The organism is Xanthomonas dyei (genome assembly GCF_002939865.1).
GTDB classification, from domain to species: Bacteria; Pseudomonadota; Gammaproteobacteria; order Xanthomonadales; family Xanthomonadaceae; genus Xanthomonas; species Xanthomonas dyei.
This window is the reverse complement of sequence record NZ_MDEE01000067.1, coordinates 1-13,157: the sequence shown is the minus strand read 5'-3', so window position 1 is coordinate 13,157 and position 13,157 is coordinate 1. Positions and strand designations below refer to the sequence as shown.

Annotated in this window: 12 protein-coding genes and 1 pseudogene; 2 read left to right on the top strand and 11 right to left on the bottom strand. The window is 63.4% G+C overall.

What is annotated here, in order from left to right:
* Positions 1–321: 321 nt before the first annotated feature.
* From xerC to XdyCFBP7245_RS22400, 6 genes are all read right to left on the bottom strand, one after another.
* Complete coding sequence (gene xerC / locus XdyCFBP7245_RS22425; protein ID WP_104617574.1) at positions 322–1,230, bottom strand: tyrosine recombinase XerC; 909 nt, start codon at positions 1,228–1,230, stop codon at positions 322–324.
* Between the two features lie 75 nt (positions 1,231–1,305).
* Complete coding sequence (locus XdyCFBP7245_RS22420; RefSeq protein WP_170068756.1) at positions 1,306–1,977, bottom strand: DUF484 family protein; 672 nt, start codon at positions 1,975–1,977, stop codon at positions 1,306–1,308.
* The gene (gene dapF, locus XdyCFBP7245_RS22415; RefSeq protein WP_104617572.1) at positions 1,977–2,828 is read right to left on the bottom strand and encodes a diaminopimelate epimerase; all 852 of its coding nucleotides are present in this window, start codon (positions 2,826–2,828) and stop codon (positions 1,977–1,979) included. The genes XdyCFBP7245_RS22420 and dapF overlap by 1 nt, the downstream gene beginning before the upstream one ends.
* On the bottom strand, positions 2,818–3,054 hold the full coding sequence (gene lptM, locus XdyCFBP7245_RS22410) for an LPS translocon maturation chaperone LptM (RefSeq protein WP_104617571.1): 237 nt from the start codon (positions 3,052–3,054) through the stop codon (positions 2,818–2,820). The genes dapF and lptM overlap by 11 nt, the downstream gene beginning before the upstream one ends.
* 39 nt (positions 3,055–3,093) lie before the next feature.
* Positions 3,094–3,492 carry a YbaN family protein gene (locus XdyCFBP7245_RS22405; protein ID WP_104617570.1) on the bottom strand — a complete coding sequence of 133 codons (399 nt, stop codon included), beginning with the start codon at positions 3,490–3,492 and terminating at the stop codon, positions 3,094–3,096.
* Positions 3,493–3,946: 454 nt separating this feature from the next.
* Entirely contained in the window at positions 3,947–6,058 is a 2,112-nt protein-coding gene (locus XdyCFBP7245_RS22400) for a S9 family peptidase (protein WP_104617569.1), read from the bottom strand.
* A 109-nt stretch (positions 6,059–6,167) separates the two neighbouring features.
* Here XdyCFBP7245_RS22400 and XdyCFBP7245_RS22395 point away from each other — a divergent pair, with 109 nt between their 5' ends.
* The gene (locus XdyCFBP7245_RS22395; RefSeq protein WP_104617568.1) at positions 6,168–7,352 is read left to right on the top strand and encodes a pyridoxal phosphate-dependent aminotransferase; all 1,185 of its coding nucleotides are present in this window, start codon (positions 6,168–6,170) and stop codon (positions 7,350–7,352) included.
* A 304-nt stretch (positions 7,353–7,656) separates the two neighbouring features.
* Here XdyCFBP7245_RS22395 and XdyCFBP7245_RS24330 read toward each other — a convergent pair.
* From XdyCFBP7245_RS24330 to XdyCFBP7245_RS22375, 4 genes and pseudogenes are all read right to left on the bottom strand, one after another.
* A pseudogene (locus tag XdyCFBP7245_RS24330) lies at positions 7,657–7,932 on the bottom strand (P-loop NTPase family protein); the annotation flags it as partial.
* 137 nt (positions 7,933–8,069) lie between these two features.
* Positions 8,070–8,549 carry a hypothetical protein gene (locus XdyCFBP7245_RS22385; RefSeq protein ID WP_244907895.1) on the bottom strand — a complete coding sequence of 160 codons (480 nt, stop codon included), beginning with the start codon at positions 8,547–8,549 and terminating at the stop codon, positions 8,070–8,072.
* A gap of 117 nt (positions 8,550–8,666) precedes the next feature.
* Positions 8,667–10,760, bottom strand: coding sequence for a prolyl oligopeptidase family serine peptidase (locus XdyCFBP7245_RS22380; RefSeq protein ID WP_104617566.1), 2,094 nt, complete (start codon positions 10,758–10,760; stop codon positions 8,667–8,669).
* A gap of 69 nt (positions 10,761–10,829) precedes the next feature.
* Positions 10,830–11,141 carry a hypothetical protein gene (locus tag XdyCFBP7245_RS22375; RefSeq protein WP_104617565.1) on the bottom strand — a complete coding sequence of 104 codons (312 nt, stop codon included), beginning with the start codon at positions 11,139–11,141 and terminating at the stop codon, positions 10,830–10,832.
* A 353-nt stretch (positions 11,142–11,494) separates the two neighbouring features.
* On the opposite strand from XdyCFBP7245_RS22375, the gene XdyCFBP7245_RS22370 reads away from it, so the two are divergent.
* Positions 11,495–12,064: a lipocalin family protein gene (locus XdyCFBP7245_RS22370; protein WP_104617564.1), complete on the top strand. Its 570-nt coding sequence runs from the start codon at positions 11,495–11,497 to the stop codon at positions 12,062–12,064.
* A gap of 912 nt (positions 12,065–12,976) precedes the next feature.
* Here XdyCFBP7245_RS22370 and XdyCFBP7245_RS22360 read toward each other — a convergent pair.
* The coding region (locus XdyCFBP7245_RS22360; RefSeq protein WP_146091715.1) for a transposase at positions 12,977–13,157 on the bottom strand (181 nt) is incomplete at its 5' end.

Here is a 13,157-nt window from a genome sequence, read left to right as displayed (position 1 = left end):
AAATGGCGAAACTCCGAAGATCCAAACGCGATTCTCCGGAACGATGCGGACATTCTGCCCTCTTAGGCCTCGTTGTTCAGACCTTCCCTAGGCAACCAGCGCCTTAGCGCTGGACTGGCTTTATCGACTGTAGTGGCTTTACCAACTGCAATGACCTTATCAGCTGTAATGGCCTTATAAGCTGCAATGGTTTTACCAGCTGCAAGGACTCCACTGCACTCGCTTTATCAGCTGCAATGGCTGGACCAGCAGGACCAATACCTCGATTACATCAGTCAGAAACTTATGCAATCACGCTGATTACATCGCTCACACACACGCTCACTCGGCAGCCTTCTTGCGCTTTGCACGCGGATGCGCAGCGTCGTAGACCTTGGCCAGATGCTGGAAATCCAGGTGCGTGTAGATCTGCGTGGTGGCGATGTCCGAGTGACCGAGCAACTCCTGCACACCGCGCAGGTCGCCTGACGATTCCAGGATATGGCTGGCAAAACTGTGCCGCAGCATGTGCGGGTGCACGTGCTTGAACATGCCTTGGCGCACGGCCAATTGCTTGATGCGGATCTGCACCGCACGCTGCGAAATCGCGCCGCCGGTACGGCCGGGGAAGACATGCGTTTCCGCACGCCCGCCACTGTCGCGCTGCCATTCGCGCAAGGCTGCAATCGCATGCGAGCCCACCGGCACCAGACGCTGTTTGCCGCCCTTGCCCAGCACCATCACCAAGCCGCTGGCCAGATCCAGATCGCGCCAGTGCAGCGCGCAGAGCTCGCTCAAGCGCAGCCCCGAAGAATAGAACAGTTCCAGCAATGCGCGATCGCGCAACCCCAGCGGCGCATCGGTCGGCACCTCGACCAGGCGCACGGCCTCATCGGCATCGAGCACCTGCGGCAGCTTGCGCGGCGCCTTGGGCGCACGCAACGCCGCCGCGGGGCTGGCCGCGATACGGCCGTGCTTGAGCAACCAGGCGTAATAGCTGCGGCATGCAGACAAGCGCCGCTGCAGGCTCTTGGCAGACAGCCCGCGCCGGTGTTCCGACGCGACAAACTGGCGCAGCTGCGCGCTATCCAGCTGTGCGACATCCAGCGCAGTCGCAACACCCGCAGCATCCTTCTGCTCGGCCGCCCAGCTCAGCAGCGCGGCAAGATCGCGTCGATACGCATCCAGCGTGTGCGCCGACACCTGACGTTCGACCTGCAGATACGCCAGGAACCCTTCGACCGACGACATCTCAGCTGTCCTGCTGCGGTGGCACCCACGCTGCGGTGCGCAGCAGGCCGCGCACGGCATGGCCCGCCGCCATCATCACGCTGCGAAACGCTGCAGCGCCACGCCGAGCGACTCGCCCATCATGCGCAGGAACAAGGTGCCCATGCCCGGATAAAACCGGTTGGCATCGCTGCTGCCGACCGCAATCAAGCCAATCCCCGGCAATGGCAGCAACGCCGTCGACTGCACAACGTCGGCCTGATCGGCATATAGCAGCGCGTGTTTTTCAGCCTGCAGCCGGCCGCAGATCGGCTCGCCATCGCTCAAACAATCGCGGAACGGTGCCAGGCGCGCATCGTCGGCGGCAATCACCTGCAGCCAGTCGGCTTCCAGCCCGGCGACCGGTGCAAGCAATACCAGCCGCACCAGCTCTCCGTTGAAATCTTCCGCCAACGAGGCAGCCATCGCCTTGAGCGTGTCGGCAGCGGTGGTCTGGCGCATCAATGCCAGCGTGAGTTGATGGGTGCGCACCGCCAGCCGTTCATTGACATGCGCATTGCTGCCCAGCTCGTGCAGGCGCCGCGACAGCTCGCGGTTCTTGTCGCGCAATACTTCCAGCTGATAGGTCGCCAGCGACGCGGTAGGGCCGTCGTCGCGCGGCACCAACAGGCTCACCGCCAGATCGGGGAATTGCTTGAGAAAGGTGGGATGGCGACGCAACCAGGTTGCGACCTCGTGGGCACCGAACTTGTCCGTGTTGTCGCTCATCAGTTCCATTCTCCATCGAAGACGAACACCGCCGGGCCGGACATCACCACCTCCTGCGCCTCACCGGGCCAGCGGATCCGCAGCTCGCCACCGGGCAGCGACACGCGTACATCGCGCTCGACACGGCCGCGCTGCATCAGCACCACCGCCGCCGCGCACGCACCGCTACCGCAGGCCAGCGTTTCGCCGACACCGCGCTCGAACACGCGCAGACGCACATGCGTGGGGTCCACGACCTGCGCAAACCCCACATTGACCGAATTGGGGAATACGGCGTTTTGCTGCAACAAGGTGCCTACACGCTCCACCGGGGCGGCGTCGACACGCCCCACCTCCAGCACGGCATGCGGGTTGCCCATCGACACTGCGCCAAAGCGCACCGTCTCGCCATGCACGGGCAGTGCGTATTCGTCGCGCGCGTGCGCGAACCCGGCCAGCGGAATCTGCGTGGGCTCGAATTGCGGCACGCCCATGGCCACCGAATAGGTTCCTGCATCCACCTGCTCCACCGCATGTGCGGTGACCGGGCTGTCGATGATGAAGCGCTCGCCCTGCGCGGTTCCGTCGCGCACCAGCCAGGCGGCGACGCAGCGTGCGCCGTTGCCGCATTGACGCGCGGCCGAGCCATCGGAATTCCAGATGCCATAGGCCGCCACAGCGCCTTCGCTGCGCGGAGCCTCGATGGTCAGGATCTGATCGCAGCCGACCCCGAAGTGCCGGTCGGCCAGACGTGCGGCCAGCGCAGCGTCCGGTGGAGGCGTACCGTCGCGCAGGTCCAGCACCACGAAATCGTTGCCGGCGCCATGCATTTTGGTGAAACGCAGACGCTCGCTGCGACCGTCAGCGCTCATTGCCGCTGCTAGCGGGCTGGTCGGTAGTGGATGCGGGCTTGATGTCGGTCTCCACCGGCGCAGGCGCAGGTGTGGGCTCATCCGGCGGCTGCGGCACGGGCTGGGCTTCCACCGGCACCGGTTTCTGCGGCATCACCAGCGGGCCCTTGTTGCCGCAGGCGGCAAGCAGGACAAAGGTCGCACCAACCAGTGCGAGACGAACGGAAGGTCGGGACATGATGCTCATGGGCCGAAGTATAGCCAGAACCGCCTGACTGCCGTGCGCTCAGTGCGGCGCTTGCAGCGCGCGCGGCGGCGGCTCCGGACGCAGCCACAACCAGATCGCCACCACCGCCATACTGCCGATCGACAGGGATTTCACCCAGAACACCGGCACGCACCACAGCATGATGCCGGCGCAGACGGTCATCGTCAGCGTCGCCATCCACTTGGCCTTGCGACTGACCGCCCGATAGGTCTGCCACTCCACGATCGCCGGCCCGAAGCGCGGATGCGACAGCAGCCACCCATGCAAGCGCTCGGACCCGCGCGACGCCGCCCAGGCCGAGATCAGGATGAACACGGTGGTCGGCAACCCCGGCACAAAGATTCCGACAATGCCGGTCGCCAGGCTGGCATACGCCAGCAACCACCAGGCCCAGCGAAATCGGTTCGGTCGCGTCATGCGCAAATGATACGACCAGAGCGGGGTGAGGTGGTCTGGACTGCGCGTTGCTAGTGCAGCACTGCGGGTGCGTTAGAGGCCTCGGTGACACAGCTGCACCGTTCCCCGGGAGCCGCGCCAGGCGAGGCACGACGCCAAACTCGCTGCACCCAGAAAGGCCGCCTGTTCGGCCAAGCGTGCCTGCGGTGCTCAGCTTGCTTTCAAACGATCAGGGAGCAAGAGCAACAGCAACCAACCCAAGCGAAAGCAACGGCGGAAGGCGGAAGGCGGAAGGCGGAAGGCGGAAGGCAGAAGGCAGAAGGCAGAAGGCAGAAGGCAGAAGGCAGAAGGCAGAAGCACAGTACGGAGGGCGAAAACCAACCGCCCCACCCCAACGCACTGCACCAAGCACCAAACCCTCAGCCATCCGCTTTAACCAATCCCAACTCCCGACTCCCCAATCCCCGCCCCTGAGCTACTTGACGCCCAGCTGATCCAGCACAAACGCGTACGACTCCGCCAACTCGCGGTACCGGCGGAAACGGCCGGACTTGCCGCCATGCCCAGCTTCCATGTTGGTACGGAACACGATCGGGGCCTTGCCGGTGTTGTCGTCGCGCAGCTTGGCCACCCACTTGGCCGGCTCCCAATACTGCACCTGCGAATCCCACAGACCGGTGCCGACGAACATCGCCGGGTAGGCCTGCTTGCGCACGTTGTCGTACGGCGAATACGACAGCATGTAGTCGTAGTAATCTTTGGTTTCCGGGTTGCCCCACTCGTCGTATTCGTTGGTGGTCAACGGAATACTGGCGTCCAGCATGGTGGTGACCACATCGACGAATGGCACCTGCGCCACCAGTACGCGATAGTCCTGCGGCGCCATGTTGGCCACCGCGCCCATCAACAAGCCACCTGCGCTGCCGCCGGACGCCGCAACACGGTCTTTGGCGGCATAGCCCTGCGCGACCAGGCCGCGGGTGACGTCGACGAAATCGTTGAAGGTGTTTTTCTTGTGCAGCAGCTTGCCGTCGTCGTACCACTTGCGACCCATTTCCTGGCCGCCGCGGATGTGCGCGATGGCGTACACCACGCCACGGTCCATCAGGCTGATCGCCGACAGATTGAAGGCCGGGTCCATCGACATCCCATAACTGCCGTACGCGTACTGGAACAACGCGGCAGTGCCGTCCTTCTTGAAGCCTTTCTTGTAGACCAACGACACCGGCACCTTGACGCCGTCGCGGGCCGTGACCCAGACACGTTCGGTCACATACTTGCTCGCCTCGTACCCGATCACCGGCTGCTGCTTGAGCAGCTTGCGCTCGCCGGTCTGAGTGTTGAGTTCGTAGGTGGTGGCCGGTGTGGTCAGCGAGGTGTAGCTGTAACGCAGCCACGCGGTGTCCGGCTCGGGATTGGTCGACAAGCCCATCGAATACGCCGGCTCGTCGGCCTTGACGTACTCGTGGCTGCCATCGCGCTTGAGCAGACGCACGCGCTCCAGGCCGCCGGAACGTTCTTCGATGGCGGTGAACCCATCGAACAGCTCGAAGTTTTCGATGTAGACGTTGTCGTCGTGCGCCACCCAGTCGGTCCACTGCTTGCGCGTGGTGGCATCGGTGGGCGCGGTCACCAGCTTGAAGTTCTCGGCGCCATCGGCATTGGTGCGGATCACCCAACGCCCGTCGAAATGTTCTGCGCTGTACTCCACGTCGCGCTCGCGCTTGGCCAGCACCTCGAAGGTGTCCGGCTTGGCGGCCAGCGCATAACGCATCTCCGACGACACCGTGCTTTCCACGCCGATGGTGATGTACTTGTCGTCGCGGGTGCGCCCCACGCCCATGTAGAAGCTGTCGTCCTTTTCCTCATAGACCAGCGCATCGTCCTTGGACGCAGTGCCCAACACGTGCTTTTTGACGCGCACGGTGAGCAGCGTTTCGGGATCGTTTTCGACGTAGAACACGGTCTTGTTGTCGTCGGCCCACACCATATTCGGGGCCACGCCTTCCACGGTGTCCGGATAGATCTCGCCGGTGTCCAGGTTCTTGAAGCGGATCGTGTATTGGCGGCGGCCGATGGCATCGTCGGCCCAGGCAAGAATGCGGTTGTCCTGACTGACCTCCGCCTCGCCCACGTTGAAATAGCCCTTGTCCTGCGCCATCTGGTTCACGTCCAGCAGGATTTCTTCCGGCGCCTCCATGCTGCCCTTGCGACGCGCCTGAATCGGGTAATCCTTGCCGGCTTCGAAGCGGGTGTAATACCAATAGCCGCGTTTGCGATACGGCACGCTGGCATCGTCCTGCTTGATGCGCCCCACAATCTCGTTGTAGAGCGTGTCTTCCAACGGCTTGAGCGGCGCCATCACCTGGTCGGTGTAGGCGTTCTCGGCCTTGAGATAGGCCAGCATCGCCTTGTCTTCGCGCTTGTCGTCGCGCAGCCAGTAGTAGTCGTCGTTGCGGGTGGCGCCAAACGGCGTCTTGACCACATGCGGGTGCTTGGCGACGTCTGGCGGCGACGGGAGAGCGGCAAAAGAGGGAGCGGATGTGGTCATCAGGCTGGCGATCAACAAGGTCAGGACAGGCTTCATCAGATTGGGGTCCGTTGGATGAACGCAATGCCATCCCAGCCACCGAGTGTGGAAGAGCCCGCCGCCGGGCGTCATGTGTCCGAGGTCATGCTGGTCTATCATCTTCGTAATGGACTCATTGCTTTCGCCCGCGTCCGGCTACAGCCGCCGCAGCCAGGACATCGCGCCATTCCATGTGATGTCGCTGCTGGCCCGCGCCAATGCGCTCGAACAGGCCGGTCACGATGTGATCCACCTGGAAATCGGCGAGCCCGATTTCACCACTGCCGCGCCGATCGTGGCCGCCGGGCAGGCCGCATTGGCCGCCGGCCATACCCGCTACACCGCCGCACGCGGGCTGCCCGCACTGCGCGAGGCGATTGCCGGGTTTTACGCGCAACGCTATGGCCGCAGCGTCGACTCGGAGCGGATCCTGGTCACGCCCGGCGGCTCGGGCGCGTTGCTGTTGGCCAGCAGCCTGCTGGTGGACCCGGGCAAACACTGGCTGCTGGCCGACCCGGGGTATCCGTGCAACCGGCACTTCCTGCGCCTGGTCGAAGGGGCCGCACAGCTGGTGCCGGTCGGGCCGGACACCGACTATCAACTGACCCCGGCACTGGTGGACGCGTGCTGGAACGCCGACAGCGTCGGCGCCCTCGTAGCGTCGCCGGCCAACCCCACCGGCAGTGTGCTATCGCGCGCGCAACTGGCTGCGTTATCGCAGACCCTGCGTGCGCGCGGCGGGCATCTGGTGGTGGACGAGATCTACCACGGCCTGACCTATGGCCTGGACGCGCATAGCGTGCTGGAAGTCGACGACGATGCGTTCGTCTTGAACAGTTTTTCCAAGTACTTCGGCATGACGGGCTGGCGCCTGGGCTGGCTGATCGCCCCGCCCGACGCGGTGCCCGAACTGGAAAAACTCGCGCAAAATCTCTACATCAGCGCCTCGACCATCGCGCAGCACGCGGCGCTTGCGTGTTTCACGCCAGAGAGCATCGCCATCTTTGAAGCGCGCCGCGCGCAGTTCCAGCAACGCCGCGATTATCTACTGCCCGCGCTACGCCAGCTTGGCTTCGACATCGCCGTCGAACCGCAAGGCGCGTTCTATCTCTACGCCGATATCAGCGCGTTTTCGGATAACGCACAAGCGTTCTGCGCGCATTTCCTGGAAACCGAGCACGTCGCCTTTACCCCCGGCATCGATTTCGGTTTCCACCGCGCCAACCAGCACGTGCGCATCGCCTACACCCAAAGCCTGCCGCGGCTGGAACAGGCAGTGGAGCGTATTGCGCGTGGGTTACATCGTCTGTAGACGCCTCTTGCATGACGCCAAGAGCACTGCAATCCAGGAAGCGTTGCGAGCGCGACCTAGCGGTCAATCGCCTCCTTGTAAGACGCTACGCTGAGAACCGCTATCACTGGCGTAGACCTTGCCGGCACAAATTTTCAAGGCGATAGAACTGATCGATCGCCGGCACCGTCAGTAACGCGATCTTCGGCAAGCTGCTGCGCTCGAACACCCTCGCGAGGTCTTTGCGTTTTCTGCGCTCGACAACCGCGATGTGGCGCAGCATCTCCCACCTCACCTGCTCCCTGGCGCCATCCAGGCCACCGCAACGGTGCTGCTCGAACCAGGTTCGGCGCAGATAGCGCACCAGGCTGGTCGTCATCGGGATGTCCAATAGAACAACGCCCGTTGCACGCACCAGACGCTGCGACAGGCACCCCAGGTAATTGCCATCCATCACCCACTGCGCTGCGGCAATGGCCGCATCGTGAAGCGCGAAGAAGTCCTGCCTGGGACGAGGTAGCCAGGCAGTGTTTGGGAAATGATGCAGCTGATCCAGATGCACGCATACGCATCCGCGCTTGCGCGCAATCGCCTGTGCCAAGGTCGATTTACCGCTATTGGACGGTCCGAGAATGCAGATTCGCGGCCCCAGATCGTCCAATTTCATTCCACCCCTTTCTGATATCGCTCGCGGCCAATCTCAGCGGCGAAGACTTGGCACGAACGTGCCGCACCGGCTTACTGCGTAGCGCAGCTGTCCAGATCGAAGAACTGCCGTGCAATCGCTTGCCGCTGGCCTGGCGCCCCTCGGTACCACAGCGCTTCACGCAAGTCGGGCAACAGGAAATGCGCAGGCGCCGGCATGCCGGCGCGGGGAATCTCATTCAGGACACGATAGGTCGCATCGGTGCCGATGTAGCCCACATCGCCCAAAGCACGCGGCCCGCCATCGGGATCCGGGGGCTGCCAACCCGGCGCGGTCACATCGGTGGTGGACGCCAGGTGCTGGCTGTCATCGCTGCCGCCGCTCCAGGGCAAAAACCATGCGTCCCCTCCGGTGCGCGACGAATGGAGCCGCAAGGCCACCTGCGCCGGCCAGTGCGGACCGCTGGCAACCGCCACAAAGTGGGCTTGCACATCGGCATCGTCGCGCAGCACGTAGCGTGCATTCTCGGCCGCGCACGCGCCGACCGCCAAGCTCATCATCACGCCCAACATCGATCACACTCCGCGTCGTCCACGTTTACGTTCGTTCGATCGCAAACGCCACCAGGCCGCTGCATCGTGCCGGCGGCCTGGTGTCGCGCTGCGCATCACGCAGCATATGCCAACCGATCAATCGGCCAAGCGCTCCCACAGGAAGCTATACGCCAGTGCCGACATATGCGCCGCCTGCGCGTTATTGGCTGCGCCGCCGTGGCCGCCTTCGATGTTCTCGTAGTAGGTCACGTCCTTGCCGGCTTCGATCATCTTGGCCGCCATCTTGCGCGCATGGCCCGGGTGCACGCGGTCGTCGCGCGTGGAGGTCAGGAAGATCACCGGCGGGTAGGTCTTCTTCGGGTCGAACAGGTGATACGGCGAGAAGGTCTGGATGAACTTCCAGTCGTCGGTATCCGGGTTGCCGTATTCGGCCATCCACGAGGCGCCCGCCAACAGATGGCTATAGCGCTTCATGTCCAGCAGCGGCACCTGCACCACCACCGCACCGAACAGCTCCGGATACTGGGTGAGCATGTTGCCGGTCATCAAGCCGCCGTTACTACCGCCCTGCACACCCAGGTGCTTGGTGGAGGTGATCTTGCGCGCGACCAGATCCTTGGCCACTGCGGCCATGTCTTCGTAAGCCTTGTGGCGGTTCTGCTTGAGCGCGGCCTGGTGCCAGCGCGGGCCGTATTCGCCACCGCCACGGATGTTGGCCACCACGTAGACGCCGCCCTTGTCCAGCCAGGCGCGGCCCAAGGCGCCGGAATAGTTCGGCGTCATCGAGATTTCAAACCCGCCGTAGCCATACAGCAGCGTCGGCGCGCTGCCATCGAGCTTGAGGTTCTTGGGGCGCACCAGGAAATACGGCACGCGGGTGCCGTCCTTGCTGATAACAAAGTACTGTTCGATGCTGTCCTTGCCGGCATCGAAAAACGCCGGCATGGTCTTGAGCGGCTGCGGCGCGCTGCCCACCTCGACCCAGGCCAAGGTGGTGGGGGTCAGGTAATCGGTGACGGTCAGCCATAGTGCGTCGCTGTCGTCGCTGTCCACGGCGCTGACATCGACCGTGCCGAATGCCGGCGCACCGACAAACGCAGTCTTTTCCCAACCGTCTTGCGCCGGGGTGATGACGCTGAGCCGATTCTTGACGTCTTCCAGCACGTTCAACACCAGGTGCGACTTGGTCCACACCACGCCGGCCAGCGAGGTAGTGTCGGTTGGTTCGAACAGCACATCGAAGCTGCGCTTGCCGGCCATGAAATCGTCAAAGCGCGTGGCCAGCAGCGAGCCGGCGGTGTAGGTCTTGCCACCTACCGTCCACGGCTCGCGCAATTCCAACGTCAGCCACTGCCGCTTGACCGACTTGCTGGCCGAGTTGGGCACATCCACCTTGACCAGCTTGCCGTCGGCGCCCTTGAGATACAGCTCGTCGTTGTAGAAGGCCAGCGTACGGCTGACGAAATCGCGCTCGAACCCGGGGGTGTCATCGTGCATCGCCGCGATGTACATATCGGTCGGCTTGCCTTCGTAGACTACCGCAGCGGCGCTGAGCGGGGTGCCGCGCTTCCACTGCTTGGCAATGCGCGGGTAGCCGGAGCTGGTCATGCTGCCGGCACCGAAATCGGTGAAGACGTAGACGGTGTCCTGGTCGATCCAGCCCAGCCCGCCCTTGGACTCGGGACGGAAGAAGCCGTCCTTGACCCACTGCTTGCCGGCCAGATCGAACTCGCGGGTGACGTCGGCATCGGCGCCGCCGCGCGACAGCGCGATCAGGCAGCGCTGGTAGTCCGGGCGCAGGCAGTCGGCGCCGTGCCAGACCCAGTTCTCGCCCTCGGCCTTGTTGAGCGCATCCAGGTCCAGCACCGTCTCCCACTTGGGCGAGGCCTTGCGGTACTCGTCCAGCGTGGTGCGCCGCCACAGGCCGCGCTCGTGCTGCTTGTCCTTCCAGAAGTTGTAATAGAACTCGCCGATCTTCTGCACGCCGGGAATCTTGGCGTCCGAGTCCAGCACCTCGCGGATGCTGGTTTCCATCTGCTTGAAGGCCGGCGTGGTGGCCAGGCGCGCCTCGGTCTTGGCGTTCTGGGCCTTGACCCAGTCCAGCGGCTTGGCGCCGGTGACATCTTCCAGCCAGGCGTGGGGGTCGTTGGACACAGCGGTTTCCTCTGCAGAGACGGCGCCAGCGGTGATCAGGCCGGCGACCAGGCAGATCGAGGCGAACTTGGACATGTATTTTTCCGGAAAAACCAATGCCGGAAAACCTAACACAGCCCTTTGCCTGGCCTCCCCTGCCGAAGGTCAGGCCGCCCGTGCCGGTGTCGTTGCCCGTGCGGCGGCACGCCGACGCTGCGCCTGCGGACCACGCCGACGCGACAATGCCCGCCGCGCGCCCGGCCGGGTCAGCGTGGGCAGCGCGAAGCGGTGCAGGCTCCACCAGGCCAGCATCGGCATGCCCACCAACCACAGCGGCAGCCAGCCGATCCACTCGCTATACCCGCGCGCCGCCGGCCACACCAGCACCAGGGCAAGGCCGGCCAGGGCGATCTGCCGCACCGGGCGCAGCACCCGCGGATCGGGACGTTCGGAACGAGAGGAAGGACGATGCGACATGGCGGCACTCCGTGGCAGAAGGAATCAGGACAGGCCGGCAGAATTGCCTGTGTCCATCTCACCGATTGCGACCTGGCCGGCGAAAGGTTGAGCCGTGCGGGGTCCGGCGCTGCGGGATGTGCTTTGAGGCGGGGATTGGGAGCGAAGACTGAGAGTGAGCCGCGCCGGCTTTCAACCCTCTGCAATACCGCCTTGCGCCGCGCCGGCCGCGCCAGACCAACGTCCGTCGCCCTGCGGCCAGCAACGATCTCCTGCCGATGACCCTGTCGCCGACATCAGACCCGGCCGTTGACGCGAACTTGCCCCCTGCATGCGGTAGTGTGCTGCTCCTACTGCCCCTTTGTGATGTTGCGATGCGCCTGACCGTTACGATCGCCCTCGCTTTTCTGCTCGTCCTTGGCCTGCCTGTGGCACACGCCAAGGACACATCCACCGCCGAGCCGGCGATCGATCTGTCCAAGATCATGGGCACCTGGTACGTGATTGCGCGCATGCCCAATCCGGTCGAGCGCGGGCACGTGACCAGCCGCGACGAGTACACCCTGGACGAAGACGGCAAAGTGACGGTGCGCTATCTGTATCGCGATGGTTTCGGCGAGCCGGAAAAGGAAGTGAGCGCGCGCGCGTCGGTGGATGCGGAAAGCGGCAACCGCGACTGGCGAGTGTGGTTCTACAAGGTGATCCCGGCCAAGCAGCGCATCCTGGAAATCGCACCGGATGGCTCCTGGATGCTGATTTCCTACCCCGGCCGCGACCTGGCCTGGATCTTCTCGCGCAAGCCGGACATGAGCCGCGAGCAGTACCGCACGCTGGTCAATAAGATGCGCGACGACTATTCCATCTACACCGACAAAATCAAGCGCGTGCCGCAGCTGCGCGAACAGGTGGACCGCCTGGGGTTTGAGGTGCCGAATAAGCGTTAGGCCTTATGCAAGATTCGCTATCCGTCAACGAAGCGTTGGACAAGCTAGGCCATCTCGACGGAAAGGCTGTGACGATCCATGGAATTCTCCACTTTGAGTTCGAGCACGTTGCCATCTGGCACTACCCGAAGGTGGAGAGGCGCGACATCGAGCCATTCGGCCAAGCCAGTTCCAGCATTTGGCTTAGTACCGGCGCGGGCAGCTTGCAACTTAATGAGAGGGGCTTGGAGAGACTTCGCGGACATCGCGTAGCGGTTTTAGGTACGCTCCATGCACCAGAACCGCGCTTTGGGGGTTGCGGGCATCTTTCTGGCACCCCTGCGGAAATTCTGGTCAGCTCCATCGACCGCCTGTAAGGGTACTAACAAGTCATTAAAGCCGAACCCGCTTCGCAGGTCGGCTTGACTCAGGCGTTAGGTAGCACATGAAAGGATCTCTGCAGTTTGAGATGCGGGTGGAGTTTGTACTTGATCTACCTTCGTCAAAGACGCGTGCAATTGTCGGAGTAGCCCTGACACCGCTTCCTAAAAGCTGGAAGCTCGGGCCGCACTCCGCAATTGACGGCCGGCCAATTCAATCTTTGACCTTCCCACCCAGAGCCCTTCATCCTGATGGCTCGCCACGTCTCGACCTCATTGCGTTTCAACTTTCTAACAGGGCCGACTGCAAGCATTTTTCAGCCGGCCAACGCGTGCGAGTCGAACGGCTTGCCACGGTTCAGTAGCTTGCTTGGGCTACGGCCTAACACATGAGTTAAGCCGAGCCGCGAAGCGGCGTCGGCCTGGACGAATTGTTAGGGAAGGTCTGAACAACGAGGCCTAAGAGGGCAGAATGTCCGCATCGTTCCGGAGAATCGCGTTTGGATCTTCGGAGTTTCGCCATTTCTGGCGCTTCCCGTGGGAATTCCACGGATCACAGGCGCACGCCCCCCATCGCAGGCAGTAACTGCTTTCGCTTCATCCACAGGTTTGACAGCGCAAACAAGGTCAGCACGTGTGCCATGTTCTTGGCCAGGCCGCGATAGCGGACCTTGGTGTAGCCGAACTGGCGCTTGATCACCCGGAATGGATGCTCCACCTTCGCGCGCACGCTG